The following is an 18,277-nucleotide window of genomic DNA, read 5'->3' as shown; positions in this document are numbered from 1 at the left end:
CCTCGCGAGAGGAATCGAGATGACCGAGCTGGAGCCGCTGCTCAACCGCATCGAGCAGCTCACCCCGTACTTCGGCAGGGCCCAGGATGACCTGGTGGCACTGGTCACCCGGGGCCGCAACCGGGACTACAAGGGCGTGCTGCAGAACGCGCGGCTGGTGCTCGAGATGCTCCTGCGCTCGCTGCTCACCACCGAGCTGAAGCAGACGCCCGGCAAGGCGACGCTCGACGAGCTCATCAACAAGTTCCGCCAGCAGGCCCACGCGGGTCTCATCCCCACCCATGTCCTCGCGCACATGGGCACGGTGCAGGCCTGGGGCAATCTCAGCGCGCACGACCACGCCGGAGACCTCCAGGACGCGGGCGTGAAGGTGGACCTCCAGGAGGCGATGACGAGCCTCAACTCCCTCGGAGTCATCCTCACCTGGTACCGGGAGCGCCACCTCCAGGAGCCCGCCATCACCCCGGTTCCGGGCTCGTCGATGATGGCCGCTCCTCCGGTGAAGGCTCCGGTGGGGACTCCCTCGAAGCCGGTTCCGGCGGTGCGGCCCCCGGGGGGCAAGCGGTTGGCGTGGGTGGGGGGCGTCGCCCTCGTGGTGCTCGCCGCGGGACTGGGCGTCGTCGCCTACCGTCCGGCTCCCGGTGCGTCCTCTCCCAGTGCCTCCAGCCTTCGGGGCCGGGTGGATGCGCTCTACGCCGAGCACGCGGAGCCTCCGCCTCCCGTGGAGTGCCAGGAGATGGACCCGCGGGCGCTCGGGGTGCTCGTGGAGATCGGCCCCAAGTTGTTGGAGCGCATCCCCGCGGACAAGCGGGTGGGCGAGGCCCTCGCGGCGCTCGCGGCCCTGCGGGCGCAGGGGGCGCACTGGAGCCCGGAAGGGTGGTTCCACGTGGCCCGGGCGAGCCTGCTGGCCGGCAACCCCGATGCCGAGGCCATGAACAAGGCGCTCCTGTGCACGAGCTTCGCGGCGGCGGAGAACCTGGCGGCGAGGGTGTCGGTGGCGCACGGCAACGTGAAGGAGGCCGTGGAGCACCTCACGCGCGCCGCCGAGCTGAACCCGCGCTTCTGGCAGCCGCGCTACAACCTGGGGCTGATCTATTCGAGGGTGCCGCGCATGGACCAGGCCGTGTTGTGGCTGAAGCGCGCGGCGGAGAGCGCTCCGGAGATCGCGGACATCCACTTCGCGCTGGGCAATGCCCATGCGGCGCGGGCGAAGGAATCCCAGGCCGCGAACCGGGAGGCGCAGGCCCTCGAGGAGCAGAAGCACGCCCGGGCCGCGTGGTGCCGCGCGAAGGAGCTGGGCCACGCGGAGGCCACCGGGCTCTGCCCGCCCTGAGCGCTCACTTCATCAGCAGCGCCAGCTCCTGGGACGCGAGCTGGAAGTCCGGCTGGGCCTTGACCACGGTGCTCAGCTCCTTCTTCGCCGTCACCAGATCCTTGCGGTCCTTCGCGTCCAACGCCCGGCCATAGTGCAGGGCCATGTCCCGGGTGAGCCTGCGCGGCCGGCCCTGGGCGGCCCTGCGCTTCGCGGGCACCTTCGTGGAATCGGCCCGGGCGGTGAGCTCCTCGAAGACGGCGCGCAGGTCGTCCACGAGCACCTGCTCGAGCGTGAGGAACTTGTCGGGCGTGTTCTGCGCCCCGACGGAGCGGATGATGCGGCCCGTCTCGGTCTCGACGATGCGGGCGTCCACGCGCAGGGTGTTCATCACGTCGAAGTAGCCGCCCATCACCAGGTAGCGCGCCCCGAGCAGCTTGCCGATCCGGCTCGCCGAGTCCGGGGTGAACTTGTTGGACTGGCTCAGCCGCAGCTCGTCCATCACCTGCTGGAGCCTGCTGCGCTCCACGAGCCGCACGGAGTCGTGGGCCGACAGGTCCGAGATGAGCATCTGCGCCAGCCCCTTCTTGAGGAGCGCCATCTCGGCGTTGATGCCGTCGTAGTCGAAGTAGAGCACCGCGACGGTGGGCTTGTCGGCGTCCTTGTCCGCGGGCGTGCCGGTGGGCGGGCCATGGGGCTCACCGGTGGCGAGGGCGGGGAGGGCGAGCAGCCCGAGCAGCAGGCCGAGGAGACACGGGAACGGGAAGCGTGGAGCCGTCACGAAGCGGGATTCTCGCACGGGATGGGCCTATAAGGTCCCCCCCATGGATGCGAAGTTGCGACAGGTGGTGGAGTTCCTGATGGGCGAGGGGCAGGTGGAGTGGACCACCGACAGGCCCGCCCCTGGCGTCGAGCCGGAAGCCCGCGAGCTGTTCATCAGCGTGGGCTCCCGCGCCGAGTCCCTGCCTCCCCATCCCCGCATGCTGGCGTGGAAGCTGCCCCAGTGGATGCGGCGCTCGGTGCGCTCCACCACGGGCGCCGTCCTCCTGTCCGCCGGCGAGCTCGATGCCCTCGCCGGGCAGCTCAGGGAGGGCCAGCCCGAGGGCTCGCTGGGGAAATTCACGCTGCGCGTCCACGAGCACACCTTCGACGTCATCTGCGCCACGCTGCTGGTCGCGTACCGGCTCCTGCATGGCGCCTGGCCCGAGGGCTCCGACGCGCTCGTCGAGTACCTGGGCGAGTGGGAGCAGGGCCACACCGAGACGGTGGGCGACTACGAGCGGGCCTTCGGGACGGTGTTCTACGCCGCGCTCAACCTGTGGCCCTCGGAGACGGCCCGCCCCACCCGCGAGGTGCTGGAGCTGATGGCCTCGGTGATGAACGTGGTCCGCCTCCGCGCGGAGCTGGCCCGGCTGCCCGAGCCGCTCATCCCTCCCGTCATCTCCCGCCGCCTCAAGGCCGACGAGCGCCTGTACCGCGCCGAGCTCTCTCGCGCCCAACGCGTGCAGCTCGATATTCCCCTCGATGGGCACGAGGACGGGTCCGTGCGGCGCGTGGACGCGCTCTTCCTGTCCTCCTTCCAGGACGTCACCGTGCTGCGGCTGCTCGCGCGCAGCGACACCGGGAACACCCACTACGGCCAGGGCTTCGACTTCATGGCCGTCCACATCTCACGCCTCGAGCAGAGCCGGCCCTGGCACGTCATCTCGCTCACCCCCGAGCGCGCCGGCTCGCTCGCGGACCTCGCGGGCACGCTGGACGAGCTCGAGGGTGACAAGCAGCCGGACGGCACGCCGCGCAAGAAGGGCGCGCGCCGCTTCGAGCGCCAGCCCAATGACTACTCGGACCCGTGGTACTCGGATGGCTACGCCAGCCCCGTGGGCCGCTCGACGATGGTGGCTGTTCCGTACTCGGGTACCCGGCTGTCGCGCCGCGAGCTGTGGCAGGCCATCTGGGACCGGTTCAACGTGGGCCGCCACGTCCACGTCCTCCGCGCCCACACCGTCTTCGCCCGGCCCTTCCTGTGGCGCGGTCCGGCGCCGGACATCGAGCTCGTGTCCCGGGGCTTCCGCCGCAGCGACTTCTCCCCCCAGGGCTCGTCCTTCCACCCCGCGGTCGTCAATTCCTTCCTGGGTTCCACGCAGGAAGCGGACGTCACGCACTACGAGAAGCCCACCGACGGCCACACCCTCCACGTCTCCGTCTATCCGAACCGGCTCGTCGTCGTGTGGATAGAGCGGCCCCGCAAGACGCCGACCTCGATGTACGCGCTCGCCCAGGAGCAGGCGGCGCTCGCCGAGGGCAAGGAGTTGTGGGAGCTCGAGCCCCTGCGCGGACTGCCGCCCTGGCTCGCGCCGCTGGGCCCCGAGCGCTGGCTCGTCTACGGCTCCTACCGGATTTCGCGCGGCCGCTCGTCGATGCTCGATGACTCGCGCTCCATGCAGGGGCTCTTCCACGCGATTGCCTCGGGTACCGAGCCCACCCTGGAGCGGCTGCCCTCGGAGGCCGCGTCCGAGAGCCGGCGCGTGCTCCGGGATGCCGCGGGCGAGACGGAGCACTGGCTCACCTCGACGGGCGGCGCCCGGCTCGAGTTCCTCATCGAGGAAGAGGAGCGCGGCCCACTCGCGTGCGACCGGGATGTGCTCCTGTTCCTGCTCACCATAGGCCAGCGCTACTCGGCCTTCGAGACGAGCCGCCGCATGGCCGAGGTGGAGCAGCGCTACCGCACTTCGCGCTGGCAGAGCCTGCGGCCCGCGCGCAGCGTCCGCTCGGACGTGATGCTCTTCACCAACTCACTGTGGCACACGCGCGTGAGCGAGGACCCGGACGTCAACGCACGCTACCTCTCCTGGCACTCGCTGCACGGGCTGCAGGAGACGGTCGAGGCCATGAAGGACCAGGCCGCGGAGCTGGACCAGTACAAGCGCGACCAGTTCGACCGGATGGTGGGCATCCTGGTGTTCGTCTTCCTGCCGGTGAGCCTCGCGTGCGGGTTCTTCTCCGGGGCGCAGTTCCAGGAGATGAGCCCCTCGGTGGGCATCCCCGGCAACACCTCCGGGTGGCTCATCTTCCTGGGCTACACGGCGGCCTTCACGGTGCTCGTCTTCGGGACGGTGTTCCTCGCCCGGGTGATGAGCTGGCGCCGGCGCTGAAGGGCTCGCGGCTCAGGGGGCCGCGGGCTTCGCCTCCGCTTCCGTCTCCGCCTTCTGCCTCTGGCACTGCGGCACGTAGTTCTCGAGGTACCCGGCGGTGTCGCTCGGGCTGCCGTGGAGGGCGAGGAAGCGGGTCGTCATCAGCTCGTGGAAGCTGGCGCAGTCTCCGGCCTGCGCGGCGGACAGGGCCGAGCTCGTGAGCAGCGAGCGCAGGTACGGCTTCAGCTCCTGGTTGTCACCGCACTTGGAGTCCAGCTCGACGAACAGCTCGCGCGCCGCCTTGTAGCCCTGGGTCATCAGGCGCCGGTACAGCTCCTGGCTATAGCCCGCGAGGATGCCGCTCTTGTCGCAGGCCTCGAGCGCCTGCGGGAAGGTGGCGCCCGCGTTCGAGTGCGAGTTGGGGCCCACGCCCAGCGCGGTCTTGAGCTTGTTGCTGACGAAGTTGAACTGGCTCGAGGTGGGGAACAGGTCGAGGAAGCGCTGCCAGCGTGCGACCGCCTCGTCCACGCGGCCCTTGCGCATGAGCACGTCACCGTGGAGCTCGAGCGCCCGCTTCGCGCGGAGCTCGCGCTGCCGGGGCGGAAGGGATTCGGCCTCCGTGACGGCCTCCTCCAGGAGACGGAAGCCCTCCTCCTCGGCGGTGGGCTCCAGGTCCGAGAGCGAGGGCCCCATCTGGAGGTCATCGTCGTTTCCGTCGTCGAACTGGCCCAGGAGCAGGGCCTTCGCCACGGTGATGCGCGCCTCGTCGTCGAAGCTCAACGGGCCATACTTCGCCTGACGCACGCGCTCCGCGTCCTCGGGCGGGAGCGTCAGGGTGGTGCTCGGCAGGTAGCGCGCCCCGTTGAGCTCCTGGGCGAAGCGCTCGGAGTACGTGGCGCTGTCCTGGACGAAGGCTCGCGCCTGTTCGTGCCAGCGCTCCATCAACTCCCGGGCCTGGGACTCGTGGCCCGGGAGGATGACGCGGGGATGCTTCGGGGCGAGGTGCTGCCGCAGCTGGCGCGCCAGGTACTGCATGCGGATGAGCCGCCAGGCGAGGAACGTGGAGCCCCCCTGCGCGTCGAGCCCGTCCAGGCTGTTCTCCTGGAGGTAGCGCTCCGCCTGCTGTCCGAGGACCTCGTTCACGTCGGTGAGCGTCTCGGTCCGCCGCTGCTCGGCCTGCTTCAACCGGGTGAGGATTTCCTCGTGGCGCTCGCGCGCGAGTAGGAACGTGGGCGCATGGCTCACCACCGAGGCGAGCTGCACGTTGGCCTCCTGGAGCTTGCCCTGGTCCGCCAGCTCGATGCCCTTGGAGTAGCTCAGCAGCGTGTCCACGTCCGGCGCGCGGCTCCGGGGTCTGGGGAGCTGATCGATCTTCGGCAGCAGCGCCTTCACGAACTTGCCCACGAGCTGCTGCTGGAGCTCGAAGAGCCGGGTCTTGTTTCCGGTCACCTTCTCGGTGAGGAGGACCGTGCCGGTGGCGATCTCGACGAGCCGGATGTCGATGCGCAACGACGGGTCGATGGCGTGGATGGCGCCCGTCACCGCGAACTGCGCGCCGACGCCCTGGCCGAGCCGCTGGACCGTCTTCGGATCGAAGTACCGGCTCTGCTGCATCCGCAGCTCCTCGAGCAGCTTCTGGAACTTCTCGCGCTCGACGACCTGGAGCTGCTTCACCGTGGCCAGGTCCGTCACCATCATGTCCGCGAAGCCCTTGCGCAGCACGTCGAGCGCGGGCTTGCCGGTGTCGTTGTCGAAGTAGAGCACCGCGATGACCGGTTTGAATTCTCCGGCGGGCGGGGTCTCCAATGCCCCCTCGGCACGAGCGGAGAAGGGCAGGGCGAGCAGCAGGCTCAGGGCGGCGGCCAGGATGCGGGGCATGGGCGCGGGAATTCTATACTGTGTGCTCCCTCGGATGGACCTGCCCATGACGACCCTTGCTCCCTCGCTCGAAGCGCTCATCCGCCAGCTCCCCAAGGCCGAGCTCCACCTCCACCTCGAAGGCAGCATCCAGCCGGAGCTGGCGCTCTCGCTCGCGCGGAAGCACGGGGTCTCGCTTCCGGGGGCCTTGGAGGGACTCGAGGGGCTGCGGCGCCGCTACCGCTACGGCAGCTTCGAGGACTTCCTCTCGCTGTACCTGGCCATCAGCGAGTGCCTCGTGGTGGCCGGGGACTTCACCGCCATCGCCGTGGACCTGGCCCGAGCGCTCGCGGCGCAGAACGTGCGCTACGCGGAGGTGACGGTCACCCCGATGACCCACGTGGCCCGAGGCGTGCCCGGGGAGGTGGTGCTCGAGGGACTGGCCGAGGGCCGTGCCCGGGCGCTGCGTGAGCACGGCGTGGAGCTGGCCTGGGTGTTCGACATCGTGCGCAACCTCACGCAGCAGGCCGAGCCCACGCTCGCGCTGGCCCTGCGCGGACGGGAGCAGGGAGTCATCGGGCTCGGGCTGAGCGGGCCGGAGCAGGCCGAGTGGCCTCGGGAGCACTACGCGTCGATCTTCGCCCGGGCCCGCGACGGAGGTCTGCACAGCCTGCCTCACTCGGGCGAGTTCTGCGGCCCCGAGGGCATCTGGGATTCCCTGCGCTGGCTCGGCGCCGAGCGCCTGGGCCACGGCGTGCGCTGTCTGGAGGAGCGCGCCCTCGTGGAGCACCTCGTGGAGCACCGCATCCCGTTGGAGGTGTGCCCGTCCAGCAATACGGCGCTGCACGTCTGCCCGAGCTTCGAGCAGCATCCACTTCCGAGGTTGATGGAGGCGGGACTCGCCGTGAGCCTCGCGAGCGATGATCCGCCGCTCTTCTCCACCACGCTCACCGACGAGTACCTGCGCTGCGCGGCCGCCTTCCATTGGACAGAGGCGACGGTGCTCTCGCTGGCCTCGGCTGCCGTCGAGCACAGCTTCCTGCCCGAGCCCCGGAAGCGGGAATTGCTCACCACTCAGCGCACGGTGGCGGAACGGCTTCGCACGGGAGGCTGAGCCCGCGAGGCGTGCCTATGCTCGGCGAGGCATGAGCCCCTTCGGTGGTGAGAGCCTCCTGGCTGACGCGAGCGGTATGCCGCTTCCCTGGTGGATCCTCCTGGATATCTACGTGTCCGTGTTGGTGGGGACGTGGCTGCTCTCCAGCACCCTGGTGGCGTGGATGATGGGGCTCCGCGGTCTCCTGGCGCGGTACCCGCCCGTGGATGAGCCCGTGGAGCAATCCTTCCATTTCGCCTCGGGCACCCTGCACTGGGTGACGCTCAACAATGGCCTCTACGTGGGGATCGGCACCCGAGGGGTTCACCTGTCGCCCACCCGGTCCTTCCGGTCCCCCTTCTTCCAGGACATCCCCTGCATCCCCTGGAGCGAGCTCGTCTGCGTTCGTTTCCAGGACGACGGGCTCTTCAGCTGGTTGAGGGCCTCCCGGTTCAAGGTGCCCGCGCTGGACCTCCGCTTCTCGGTCCGAGGCGCGGCGGGGCGCGCCATCGAGCGGAAGCTCCTGGCGCTGTCCGCGGGAAGGCCCTGAAAGGCCCGGCCCACGACAGTCGAGACGTCGCCTCTGAAGCAGTCGGGCCGCCGGGCGCGAGCGGTGGAGTCCCCGCTGGTTACCATGGCCGGACCCAAGGAGGGTCTGGCGTGCAGGGATCGCGAAGCAAGAGTCCTCGGGCACTGTCGCGTCAGGAGATGGTGCGCGCGGCGGCTGTGGTGGCGGTGTTGGTATCGGCGGCGGTGGCGGTGGCGTGGCAGTTCGTCGAGCCGGCCCCTCCGAGCAAGGCCGTCATCGCCACTGGCTCCGCGAGCGGCGCGTATTACGCGGCGGCCCGGCAATATGCCGAGTACTTCGAAGCGGCGGGGCTCGAGCTCGACGTCCGGGAGACGGCTGGCTCGCTCGAGAACTACGGACTGCTGGGCAAGCGGGATTCGGGAATCGAAGTGGCCATCGTCCAGGGTGGCACGGCCCCCGTCGAGCCCGCGCGGCGGCGGGAGCTGGTCGCGCTGGCGAGCCTGTACCTGGAGCCGGTCTGGGTGTTCTACCGGGGAGAGCCCGGGCTCGGCCGGCCGGGACAGCTGGCGGGCAAGCGCATCGCGGTGGGGGCGGAGGGCAGCGGCGTGCGAGCGCTGGCCCTGGAGCTGCTGACCGCGGGCGGCGCGCTGGGCGAGAAGTCCGGCACCACGCTCGTCGACGTGGGCGGGGACAAGGCCGTGGCGGCGCTGCGCGAGGGCTCGGTCGATGCGGCCCTCTTCGTCGTGGGGCCCACCGCGCCCTTTCTCACCGAGCTGCTGGCCACGCCCGGGGTGCGGCTGATGAGCTTCGAGCAGTCCCAGGCCTACGCCCGCCGATTCCGGTACCTCTCACCCGTGACGTTGCACCGGGGCTCGCTGGACCTGGCGAGAGACCTGCCGGAGCAGGACGTGCAGTTGGTGGCACCCGCGGCGGTGCTGGTGGCGCGCAGGGACGCGCATCCCGCCGTGGTCGCGCTGCTGACGGAGGCGGCGGTCGCGACCCACCGGGGAGGCGATCTGCTCAGCGAGCCCGGGACGTTCCCCAGTGCCACGCTCACCGAGCTGCCCGTCAACGAGCAGGCGCGCTACTACCTGACGCACGGCCCGGACTTCCTGCGGCGCGTGCTGCCCTTCTGGCTCGCGGCGCTCATCCACCGCTTCATCGTGCTGCTCGTGCCGCTGTTCATGGTGCTGCTGCCGCTGCTGCGGCTCACCCCGCCGGTGTACCGCTGGAGCATCCGCTCGCGCATCTACCGCTGGTACGCGCGGCTGCGGATCATCGACGAGCGCCTGCGCGGAGCGACGGACGTGGATCAGGTGCGGAAGGATCTGCTGCTGCTCGAGCAGCTCGAGCATGAGATTGGCGGGCTGAAGGTGCCGCTGAGCTACATGGACGAGTTCTACGACTTGCGCCTGCACGTGGGGTACATCCGCGACCGGCTGGAGGAGCGGCTCGCGATGGCGGGCTCGCCGCGCGTCGAGGGCACCGCGTTGAAGGTGTCCTGAAGGATCAGGCCAGGTTGGGTAGGTCCCTCAGGGAGGAGGCTCCGGGCGCGTTTTCCCGCAACTGGTCCGATGGTCGGACCAGTCGGGACGAAGCGCGACCGGAGGGGGCCTCATTCCCCGGCCACGAGCTCACCCCTGGCAGGACTTTCCCCACCTGGCCCCCAGGCGAACGTCACAAGGCGGAGGCGAACTTCGCGGCGATGGGCACGGCGACACGGCCACCCACGCCACCGCCCTCCACCAGGACGGCGAAGGCAATGTTGTTGCGATAGCCAATGAACCACGCGTGCGTGGGCAGCGGAGGGCCGCTTCCGAATTCGGCGGTGCCCGTCTTGCCAGCGAGCCCCGCGATGCCCGCGGCCCCACGGGCCGTTCCGTCGGTGACGACAGCGCGCATCAGCGCTCGCAGGGGCGCACGGGTGCCGGGTGCGAGCGAGGCGCTCGGGCCGTCATCGAGGTCGGCGAGGAGGTACGGAGCGCGCCACCTGCCCGAATCAGCCGCCGCGGCGACCGAGGCCATGTGCAGTGGCGTGGCGAGCACGCGTCCCTGTCCGATGGAGGCCGCCGCCAGCTCGGCGTCGTCGCGGGGCTCGGGAAACGAGGCGCCGGAGGAGGGGAGTCCCGCGCGGTATTCCACATCGAAGCCGAAGCGGCGGGCCGCGGCCCCGAGTGCGTCCGCCCCGAGCCCGGTGCACAGCAGCACGAAGGCGGTGTTGCAGGACCAGGCGAAGGCCATGCTCAGGCGGGTGTTCCCGAGCTCCTCGCCCTCGAAGTTGCGAAACGACTTACCGGCCACGGTCGCCATGGGCGGGCACGACACCGGGGAGTCCGTCCTCACCCCTCCGGCGAGCAGCGCTTCCGACGTGACGACCTTGAACGTCGAGCCGGGAGGGTAGCGGCCGGTGAGGGCGCGGTTCATGGGCAGCTCGAGCGGTCGGCTGGCGACGGCGAGGATGGCGCCCGTGTTGGTGTCCACCGCGACCAGCGCCGCGGGCTGGGTTACGCCCTCGAGTGCGGCCTCCGCGGCCGACTGCACTTCCGGACGCAGCGTGGTGCGCAGCGGAGAGCCCGGTGTGCCCTCGAAGCGGTGGAGGATGCGCGGCTCGCCGGAAGGGCGGGAGAGGCGCACCTCGCCGGAGGGGCTTCCCCCGAGCCACGGCTCATACGCGAGCTCCAGCCCGGACAGGCCCACGATGTCTCCCGTCTGGTAGGCGGGGCCCAGTTGCGCGAGCAGCTCGGCGGTGATCTCGCCCACGCGGCCCAGGGTGTGCGCCGCGAAGCCCTCGGCCGGGGTGAGCCGGGCGTTCTTGCGGCGGAAGAAGATGCCGGGCACGGGCGCGAGGGCCGGGCGTACCAACTGGTAGCGCTCGGGCCGCACGTCGATGATGGGCACGAAGCGATCGGGCGCCAGGTTCGGCGTGTTCAGCAGCTTCTCCAGCCGGGCCGGGTCGACGCCGAGCTGCGACTGGAGCGCCGAGGCGACGGCGGCACGATTCTGGATGCGCCGGGGCTCGACGCCGATGGTGATGACCTCGCCCGGGCGGGTGAGGGGCTGGCCGTTCGCATCGAGGATGGCGGCGCGCTCCGGACGCGTCCGCACGCGGGAGAAGCGGTCGCCCTCGCGAAACTCGGGGTGCAGCACCGCCGGAGTCCAGCGCACCGCCCAACGCCCCTCGCGGCGAACGAGGGGGAGCGAGCCGTCCACCTCCCACTCGCCGAGCCCGCGCAGGACATGGATGGAGCGGAAGGAGACCACGGCGCTCTCCTGCTCTTCGCGCTCGACGCGGCCGAGCTCGAAGCGGGAAGAGAGGATGCGCAGGTCATCTCGGAAGCGCTGGTGCTGCTCCTCGAGGTTGGCCGGGGGATTGGCCACGAGGTTGCGCAGGGCGGCGAGATCGCCTCCGGCCCACGCGTCCAGGTACACCTGGGCCGCATCGAGCGGGCCCTGCGCGGGCCGCTCCCGCACCGAGACGCAGCCCGCCAACAACAGGGCTACTGCTGCGCTGACGACTCCAACCCTGCACTCTCGCCGTGACACGCGGCGCACTGTGCTGCGGACGGGCGGCGAGTCAAGGAATCGGGCGGCGCCTCCCGGGTGAGGGCGGTTGACACGATGGGACACCAAGGCACAGGGTGTTTTCGCCGTACATACCTTCACGCGGGTGGGTCCATGACGCGTCTTTCTGAACTTGCGAACGCGCACCCTGTGATTGGGAAGCGGTGGAGTCAGAGCCCATCCCCAGAGCAGTTGCGAATTCTTGGCTTGGCTCGGGACGCTCTGGATTTCATCTTCGCCACCGGCCAACGGTATGACTTTGAAGACTTCTTCAAGAGGACCCAGCCCAGCCACCCTCCTCCGCCAGGTGAGAACCCGGAGCTGCGAGGGCTCATGGACAGGACGAAGCGCTTCTTCGAGAAGCTTCGTGATGAACCGGAATCTGGTGAGGAGGTCGCCCAGAGTCAGGCCATCCTCGACGCGATTCACTACATTGAGTCAACCGGCCAGCAGGGGGCGTTAGCGGTTTTTCAGGAGCACGTCGAGGCCAACGCTCCTCCCTATGTCGTGGCTGCGTTCGATACGCGGGAGGCTGCGGAAGCCTGGCTTGCGAGCCATCCTCATCCACCAGACCCCGCCAATGTGCTCATCGCGAACGAGTACCACGATGTCGTTTATGATCGCGAAACGAACATCCGCCGTTTACCACGCAACCGTGCCCTCAAGTGGTACCTCGCCGAGCTTCAGGAAAAAGAAAGCCCCGTCGCGGTAGCCTCTTTCGAGACGCGAGAGGCGGCGGACGCGTGGTGGAGGGCGCAGCCCGAGTCGGCCAGACGGGCGTGGGTTCGCGTGGGTGGCCAGCCCTATCTCGCGGCGTACTACCTCAACATCCACCACCGGGCCCTGTTCCCTCTTTCCGCGGCCAATGGCCACTGAGGAGGAGCGGCGGAAACCCATCCAGGTTCGTGGCGGAAACACAAAGCCCCGCGGCACTGTGTGCGCGCGGGGCTTCGTTACATCCCGGGTTCTACCGTGAGGCTCAGGCGCCCGTGCCGGTGGGCGGAACGGGGGCCTTGCCCGCCGCCGTGCCGCTGTCCTGGGCCACCAGGCGCAGCTGTCCGTGGCCCGCCACGAACGAGGCGTCCACCTCGCGCTCCAGGTACGTGTAGCCCGACAGGCCTTCCTCGTACATGCGCAAGAGCTGCCGCGACTCGTCCAGCGACAGGCGGCCGTTGCGCAGCGCCACCTCGGTCGCCCTGCGCAGCTTCGCCACCAGGTCGTCCTTGTTGTAGCTCACGTAGTTGAGCACCTCGGTCACCGTGTCGCCCTCCACCACGTGGTCGATCAGGTAACCCCCGTTCGGCGCCAGCGACACCTGCACCGCGTGCGTGTCTCCGAACAGGTTGTGCAAGTCGCCCAGAATCTCCTGGTACGCGCCCACCAGGAAGATGCCCAGGTAGTAGTCGTCATCGTTGAGCGGGTGCAGTTCCAGCGCGTCCTTCACCTCGCGCTTGTCGATGAAGTGGTCGATCTTCCCGTCCGAGTCGCACGTGATGTCCGCCAGCACCCCGCGCCGCGTCGGCCGCTCGTTCAGCCGGTGGATCGGCATGATGGGGAAGAGCTGATCAATCGCCCACGAGTCCGGCAGCGACTGGAACACCGAGAAGTTGCAGAAGTACGTGTCCGACAGCTGCTTCTCCAGCGCCTCGAGCTCCTCGGGAATCTCCCCCGACTCACGCGCAATCCGCATGATCTTGTGGCAGAGCGCCCAGAAGATGTTCTCCGCCATCACGCGCTGCTCGAGCGACAGGTGCCCCAGGGAGAAGAGCGTGAGCGTCTCCTCCTTGTAGTCCTGGGCGTCGTGGTAGGCCTCGAGCAGGTTCTTGTTCGTCACTTCCTTGAACGTGGCCATCAGGTTGCGCACCACCGAAGGCGCCTTCTCGTCCGCCTTCTCCGGCACGCTCACCGGATCGAACTCGCTGGTGCCCAGCACGTCCACCACCAGCACCGCGTGGTGCGCCACCACGGCGCGGCCCGACTCGGACACCAGCGTGGGGTGCTGCACCCCCGCCGAGTCGCACGCCTCCATCACCGCGAACACCACGTCGTTGGCGTACTCCTCCGTCGTGTAGTTCATGGACGAGGTGAAGTTCGTCTGCGAGCCGTCGTAGTCCACGCCCAGGCCGCCGCCCACGTCCAGGTACTTCAGCGGCGCCCCCTGGCGCGCCACCTCCACGAAGAAGCGGCCCACCTCGCGCAGCGCGTTCTTCACGTTGCGGATGTTGGAGATCTGGCTGCCCAGGTGGAAGTGCAGCAGCTCGAAGCACGGCAGCAGTCCCGTCTCCTTCATGAAGCCGATGGCGCTCATCAGCTCCGAGGAGGACAGGCCGAACTTCGAGCGGTCTCCGCCCGAGGCCTCCCACTTGCCCGCGCCGCGCGAGGACAGCTTCACGCGCATGCCGATGCGCGGCTGAATCCCCGTCTTGCGCGCCACCTCGGCGATCAGCGGCAGCTCCGAGGGCTTCTCCACCACCAGAATCACCTTGCGGCCCAGGCGGCTGAAGCGCAGCGCCGTCTCGACGTACTCCTCGTCCTTGTAGCCGTTGCAGATGACGAGCGCGTCCTCCTGATCCAACAGCGCCATCACCGCGAGCAGCTCCGGCTTGCTGCCGGCCTCCAGGCCGTAGCCGAACTGCTTGCCCGTCTCGACGATGGTCTCCGCCACGTACCGGTGCTGGTTCACCTTGATGGGGTAGACGCCCTGGTACAGGCCCTTGTAGTTGTGCTCGGAGATGGCCTTGCGGAACGCCTGGTTGAGGTGCACCACGCGGTGGCGCAGCACGTCCGTGAAGCGGATGAGCAGCGGCAGGCCGATGCCCCGGCGACGCACCTCGTCCACCAACTCCTTCAGGTCCATGCTCTGCGCCGCGGGCCCGTCCGGATGGACGCACACATGGCCCTTGTCGTTGACGCCGAAATAGGGCGAGCCCCAGTTGCGGATGCCGTAGGTGTCCTGGGCATCGGCGAGAGTCCAACGGTGCTGAGGAGTGATCAAGGCCATCGTCGTTCCTGCTCTCCCGGTCAAGGGGTGGAGGTTGTCCAACATCGGACAGCGCGGGAAGTATCGGGAAACCCCCCGCCGTTCAACTCCTGGTTGAGGGGCGGCCGGCCAGACGGCGGCCGGAGGACACCCCTTCCCCCCGCAATGGGTGGGCTGTCTTCCAGCGGATTCCTACCCTTCCCCCACAGAGGAGGTCCGGGAGCCCGCATGGAACCAAGGGGAGGGTACATGGAGTCATCCGCACGCAGGGACTCGCCGTTGTTGACCCCACGGGAGATCTACGAGCGGTTGGATAAGTTCGTCATCGGCCAGGAGGCGGCCAAGCGGGCCGTGGCCATCGCGGCACACAACCACCTGAAGCGCATTCAAGCGCGCCGGATGCGGCGCACCTCGCTGCTCAAGAAGTCCAACATCCTGCTCATCGGGCCCACCGGGAGCGGCAAGACGCACATCGCCCGCAACCTGGCGGAGATCCTCTCCGTCCCGTTCACCACCGTGGACGCCACCGAGTACACCGAGGCCGGTTACTACGGGAAGGACGTGGAGGTGATGGTGGCCGACCTGCTCTTCAAGGCCAACCACTCCGTCGAGGACACCCAGCGGGGCATCATCTTCATCGACGAGGTGGACAAGATCGCCCGGCGCTCGCAGAGCGCTCGCAACGGGGCGGGGAGCCGGGACATCGGCGGCGAGGGAGTTCAGCAAGCGCTCCTCAAGCTGCTCGAGGGCCGGGAAGTGTTCGTCCCGATGAACGTCACCCAGGCGTGGAACCGGGGTGATTTCGTCCCCATCGACACCCGGGACATCCTGTTCATCTGCGCGGGGACGTTCTCGGACCTGCACGAGTACGGGGGCACCGTGGACTCGCGGCCCCTGGGCTTCGGCGCCCAGGAGACGAAGCACCTGCACCGGCGCGTCACCACCAAGCAGCTCGTGGAGTACGGGATGCTCGCCGAGTTCCTCGGCCGCCTGCCGGTGGTGGTGCAGTTGGACCTGCTCGGCGAGCCGGAGCTGCTGCGCGTGCTCACCGAGCCGCCCGACTCCATCGTCCGCGAGTACCGGGAGCTGCTGGGGCTGGACGGCATCGAGCTGGAGCTCACCCAGGACGCCCTGCGCGAGGTGGTGCGCTTCTCCATCGACAAGGGCCTGGGGGCGCGCGGCCTGCGCTCCATCCTCGAGCACGTCATGGCCGATGTGATGTTCGAGGCCCCCGAGCACCGCCGCCGCCAGGTCACCGTGGACGAGGGCTTCGTCCGCGTCCGCCTGGCCGGTCTGGAGGCGCACGCCGGATTGGGGGCCTGAGCCCCACCGGGCTCACTCGCGCTCGGAGGCCCGCGCTGCGGCACCCAGCCGGGCCACGAACTGCGGGTCCTGCAGGAGCTGGAGGACGAGGTTGCTGCGCAGCACCGCCTGCGTGTCACCTCGCTCCAGCGCCTCGCGCAGTTGCTTGTCCGCGAGCGCTTTCTGGAAGCGCGGATCCTGCTTGAGCGACTTGAAGGCCGGGTTGTCCGCCAGGCTCCGGGCCCGCTCGGGGTTGGTGGCTACCCGGCCCACCGTGACCAGGTCCTTCACGGCGGCGAACTGCGTCAGCTCGAAGAGGTTGTAGCGGCGCGCCAGCCCGAAGCTCACCGAGTCCTTGGGCGACACGCCCAGGTGCCTGCCCGCGATCACCACGTACTGCTCGGCGAACACGAGCGCGCTGAGCACCACGTAGGCGATGAGCGCCACCTTCGCCCCGCCCAGGACGAAGCCGAGCGCCCCGTCCAGGTCCATGCCGCGCTTGTCCGGGTCCTTGCCGCCCAGCAGCCGCCGCAGCAGGTAGGTGAGCACGTAGCGCACCGCCACCAGCACGACGATGAAGAGGAGCAGCGAGCCGGCCACCGTGCCGATGAGCAACGGCGCGCCCCCGAGGGCGTCCGCCATCTTCGGCCCCACGTAGGTGGCCAGCTTGCGCGAGACGAACCACGCCACCGCGAGCGCCACGAAGTTGGCGATCTGCTTCGCCCCTCCGGAGATGGCGCCCACCACGGCGAAGAGCAGCACCAGCCCCAGGATGATCAGGTCGATGGTCACGCGGTTCCCCCTTCCGCCACGGGTCCGTCAGCGGATCTTGAAGGCGTCGCCCTGCTTGCGTGACTCTTCCAGTAGCACCTTCTGGACCTCGGCGAGCTTTTCCTTGTAGCGGGTGTTCGCCGGCTCATAGGTGAGGGCCATCTTCAGGTTGCGCTCGGCCGAGGCCCAGCGGCCCGCGTCGGCGTCCGCCGCGCCCGTCTGGTAGAACTGGCGCCCCTTGGGGTGCGTGCCGATCTGCTCCTCCACCTGGCGCTTGGAGGCCGCGCGCGTCTCGACCTCGGAGGCCTCGGTGAAGCGCAGCTTCTGGGCGCGCTCGGGGCCCGAGATGTGGGCCGTGTACTGGCGGCGCTTCGCGTCGTCGCGCAGCACGTAATAGGCCTCGGTGACGCGCTTGTAGAGGTCGTTGACCCGGTCCTTCAGCTCCTTGTTGTCCAGGTGGAAGTAGCGGTCCGGGTGGTAGGCGCGGCTCTCGCGGTAGAAGGCCTTCTTGATGTCCGCGGGGGGCGCGCCGCGCTCCACCATGAGGACCTCGAAGTAGTCCATCTCGTCGAGCTTCGCGCACCGCTCCCAGAGCTCGGCCATCTGGGCCGGGTCGAGGTTCATGGTGGCCCGCTCGACCGGGGCGGCCGGCGGGGGCGGAGGCTGGACGGCGGCGGGAGGCGGCGGCGGAACGGCGGGGCCGGAGCCGGAGCCGGAGGGCGGACGCACCGGCGCCACCGTGGGCGCGACGGCGGGCACCACCGAGGGCACGAGCGGCGCGACGGACGGCGTCACGGGCGCGGGCGGCGGACGTGGCACACCGGGCGCGGGAGGTGGCTGGACGGCGGCGGGAGGCGGCGGGGGCTGGACGGCGGCGCCAGGAGGAGGCGGCGGACGGACCGGGCCAACACCGGAGGGAGGAGGGCGCACGGGCGTCGAGCCGGGCGCCACGGCCGGGAGCGAGGTGGTGGGCCGGATGGCGGGACGCGGTCCCGAGGAGGGGGCGGGCGTGGGAGGCGTGGCGCCCTGGGCCAGCGTGGGCGGAGGCGGACGGGGCTGCGTGGCCATGGACGGCGGAGGCGGGGGCCCGCCGGGTACGGGACGAGGCGCCGAAGTCGCCGGAGCGGCCGGACGCGTGGGGGCCACGACCGGAAGTGCGGTGGCGGTGGGGCGCATCCCCGAGGGCGTTCCCGTGGGACGTGTGGGCGCGGCCGCGGGTACACCCGGTACGGGGGACGCAGCTGGTGGCACGGCCGGGGCCGGGGGCACCGCGGGGCGGGCACCCGAGGCCACGGGAGGCGCACCGGGAAGCGGAGGCGGACGGCCCACGGCGGGCGCACCGGGCGTTGCGGGCACGGCCGGACGGACACCCGAGGCCACCGAGGGAAGGGTCATGGTCGGACGCGCCGCGGACGGGCTCGGGGCCGTCACGGTGGGACGCACGGCGGCCACGCCCGGCGAGGCAACGGTGCCAGGCGGGCGAATCGACGGCACGCCGACGGGAGGCGTCGGCCGGGAGTCCACCGGCGAGGCAGCGGCGCCAGGTGGGCGAATCGAGGGCACGCCGACGGGAGGCGTCGGCCGGGAGTCCACCGGCGAGGCAGCGGCACCAGGCGGGCGGATCGACGGCACACCGACGGGAGGCGTCGGCCGGGAGTCCACCGGCGCGGCAGAGGCACCAGGCGGGCGGATCGACGGCACGCCGACGGGAGGTGTCGGCCGGGAGTCCGGCGGTGGGGGA

General features: G+C 70.1%; 13 protein-coding genes. 7 read left to right on the top strand and 6 right to left on the bottom strand.

The window, feature by feature from the left end; genetic code table 11:
* Positions 1-19 precede the first annotated feature (19 nt).
* Positions 20-1,333, top strand: coding sequence for a tetratricopeptide repeat protein (locus ACJ8AN_RS02985; RefSeq protein WP_407753670.1), 1,314 nt, complete (start codon positions 20-22; stop codon positions 1,331-1,333).
* Positions 1,334-1,337: 4 nt separating this feature from the next.
* Here ACJ8AN_RS02985 and ACJ8AN_RS02980 read toward each other — a convergent pair whose 3' ends face one another.
* On the bottom strand, positions 1,338-2,093 hold the full coding sequence (locus ACJ8AN_RS02980) for a CsgG/HfaB family protein (protein ID WP_407753669.1): 756 nt from the start codon (positions 2,091-2,093) through the stop codon (positions 1,338-1,340).
* A 43-nt stretch (positions 2,094-2,136) separates the two neighbouring features.
* Between ACJ8AN_RS02980 and ACJ8AN_RS02975 the strand changes: the two genes are divergently transcribed.
* Complete coding sequence (locus ACJ8AN_RS02975; protein WP_407753668.1) at positions 2,137-4,464, top strand: hypothetical protein; 2,328 nt, start codon at positions 2,137-2,139, stop codon at positions 4,462-4,464.
* A 12-nt stretch (positions 4,465-4,476) separates the two neighbouring features.
* Here the strand turns inward: ACJ8AN_RS02975 and ACJ8AN_RS02970 are convergent, their stop codons facing one another.
* Positions 4,477-6,321, bottom strand: coding sequence for a CsgG/HfaB family protein (locus ACJ8AN_RS02970; protein WP_407753667.1), 1,845 nt, complete (start codon positions 6,319-6,321; stop codon positions 4,477-4,479).
* 46 nt (positions 6,322-6,367) lie between these two features.
* Between ACJ8AN_RS02970 and add the strand changes: the two genes are divergently transcribed.
* The 3 genes from add (at position 6,368) to ACJ8AN_RS02955 (ending at position 9,427) form a co-directional block, all read left to right on the top strand.
* Entirely contained in the window at positions 6,368-7,414 is a 1,047-nt protein-coding gene (gene add, locus ACJ8AN_RS02965; protein WP_407753666.1) for an adenosine deaminase, read from the top strand.
* A 31-nt stretch (positions 7,415-7,445) separates the two neighbouring features.
* Complete coding sequence (locus tag ACJ8AN_RS02960) at positions 7,446-7,943, top strand: hypothetical protein (RefSeq protein ID WP_407753665.1); 498 nt, start codon at positions 7,446-7,448, stop codon at positions 7,941-7,943.
* Between the two features lie 110 nt (positions 7,944-8,053).
* Positions 8,054-9,427 (top strand): TAXI family TRAP transporter solute-binding subunit, encoded by a 1,374-nt coding sequence (locus ACJ8AN_RS02955; protein ID WP_407753664.1) that lies wholly within the window; start codon positions 8,054-8,056, stop codon positions 9,425-9,427.
* Positions 9,428-9,599: 172 nt separating this feature from the next.
* Here ACJ8AN_RS02955 and ACJ8AN_RS02950 read toward each other — a convergent pair whose 3' ends face one another.
* Positions 9,600-11,417, bottom strand: a complete 1,818-nt coding sequence (locus tag ACJ8AN_RS02950; protein WP_407753704.1) for a penicillin-binding transpeptidase domain-containing protein — start codon at positions 11,415-11,417, stop codon at positions 9,600-9,602.
* Between the two features lie 399 nt (positions 11,418-11,816).
* Between ACJ8AN_RS02950 and ACJ8AN_RS02945 the strand changes: the two genes are divergently transcribed.
* Entirely contained in the window at positions 11,817-12,359 is a 543-nt protein-coding gene (locus ACJ8AN_RS02945) for a hypothetical protein (RefSeq protein ID WP_407753663.1), read from the top strand.
* Positions 12,360-12,462: 103 nt separating this feature from the next.
* Here the strand turns inward: ACJ8AN_RS02945 and speA are convergent, their stop codons facing one another.
* A complete protein-coding gene (gene speA, locus ACJ8AN_RS02940; protein ID WP_407753662.1) occupies positions 12,463-14,484 on the bottom strand; it encodes a biosynthetic arginine decarboxylase in 2,022 nt (673 codons plus the stop codon).
* A 228-nt stretch (positions 14,485-14,712) separates the two neighbouring features.
* Here speA and clpX point away from each other — a divergent pair, with 228 nt between their 5' ends.
* The gene (gene clpX, locus ACJ8AN_RS02935) at positions 14,713-15,786 is read left to right on the top strand and encodes an ATP-dependent Clp protease ATP-binding subunit ClpX (protein WP_407753661.1); all 1,074 of its coding nucleotides are present in this window, start codon (positions 14,713-14,715) and stop codon (positions 15,784-15,786) included.
* 12 nt (positions 15,787-15,798) lie between these two features.
* On the opposite strand, the gene ACJ8AN_RS02930 is transcribed toward clpX, so the two are convergent.
* Positions 15,799-16,557, bottom strand: a complete 759-nt coding sequence (locus tag ACJ8AN_RS02930) for a CvpA family protein (RefSeq protein ID WP_407753660.1) — start codon at positions 16,555-16,557, stop codon at positions 15,799-15,801.
* A 27-nt stretch (positions 16,558-16,584) separates the two neighbouring features.
* Positions 16,585-17,604, bottom strand: coding sequence for a DnaJ domain-containing protein (locus ACJ8AN_RS02925; RefSeq protein WP_407753659.1), 1,020 nt, complete (start codon positions 17,602-17,604; stop codon positions 16,585-16,587).
* Positions 17,605-18,277 lie beyond the last annotated feature (673 nt).

This window comes from Archangium sp. (genome assembly GCF_045802675.1).
Taxonomy (GTDB): domain Bacteria; phylum Myxococcota; class Myxococcia; order Myxococcales; family Myxococcaceae; genus Archangium.
This window is presented reverse-complemented; position numbering and strand designations above follow the sequence as displayed.

Bases quoted from the DNA above. Each gene is read 5' to 3' on its own strand.
- ACJ8AN_RS02970 (WP_407753667.1), bottom strand. From the start codon at position 6,321: ATGCCCCGCATCCTGGCCGCCGCCCTGAGCCTGCTGCTCGCCCTGCCC.
- ACJ8AN_RS02985 (WP_407753670.1), top strand. From the start codon at position 20: ATGACCGAGCTGGAGCCGCTGCTCAACCGCATCGAGCAGCTCACCCCG.
- ACJ8AN_RS02975 (WP_407753668.1), top strand. From the start codon at position 2,137: ATGGATGCGAAGTTGCGACAGGTGGTGGAGTTCCTGATGGGCGAGGGG.
- add (WP_407753666.1), top strand. From the start codon at position 6,368: ATGACGACCCTTGCTCCCTCGCTCGAAGCGCTCATCCGCCAGCTCCCC.
- ACJ8AN_RS02960 (WP_407753665.1), top strand. From the start codon at position 7,446: ATGAGCCCCTTCGGTGGTGAGAGCCTCCTGGCTGACGCGAGCGGTATG.
- speA (WP_407753662.1), bottom strand. From the start codon at position 14,484: ATGGCCTTGATCACTCCTCAGCACCGTTGGACTCTCGCCGATGCCCAG.
- clpX (WP_407753661.1), top strand. From the start codon at position 14,713: ATGGAGTCATCCGCACGCAGGGACTCGCCGTTGTTGACCCCACGGGAG.
- ACJ8AN_RS02945 (WP_407753663.1), top strand. From the start codon at position 11,817: ATGGACAGGACGAAGCGCTTCTTCGAGAAGCTTCGTGATGAACCGGAA.
- ACJ8AN_RS02925 (WP_407753659.1), bottom strand. From the start codon at position 17,604: ATGGCCACGCAGCCCCGTCCGCCTCCGCCCACGCTGGCCCAGGGCGCC.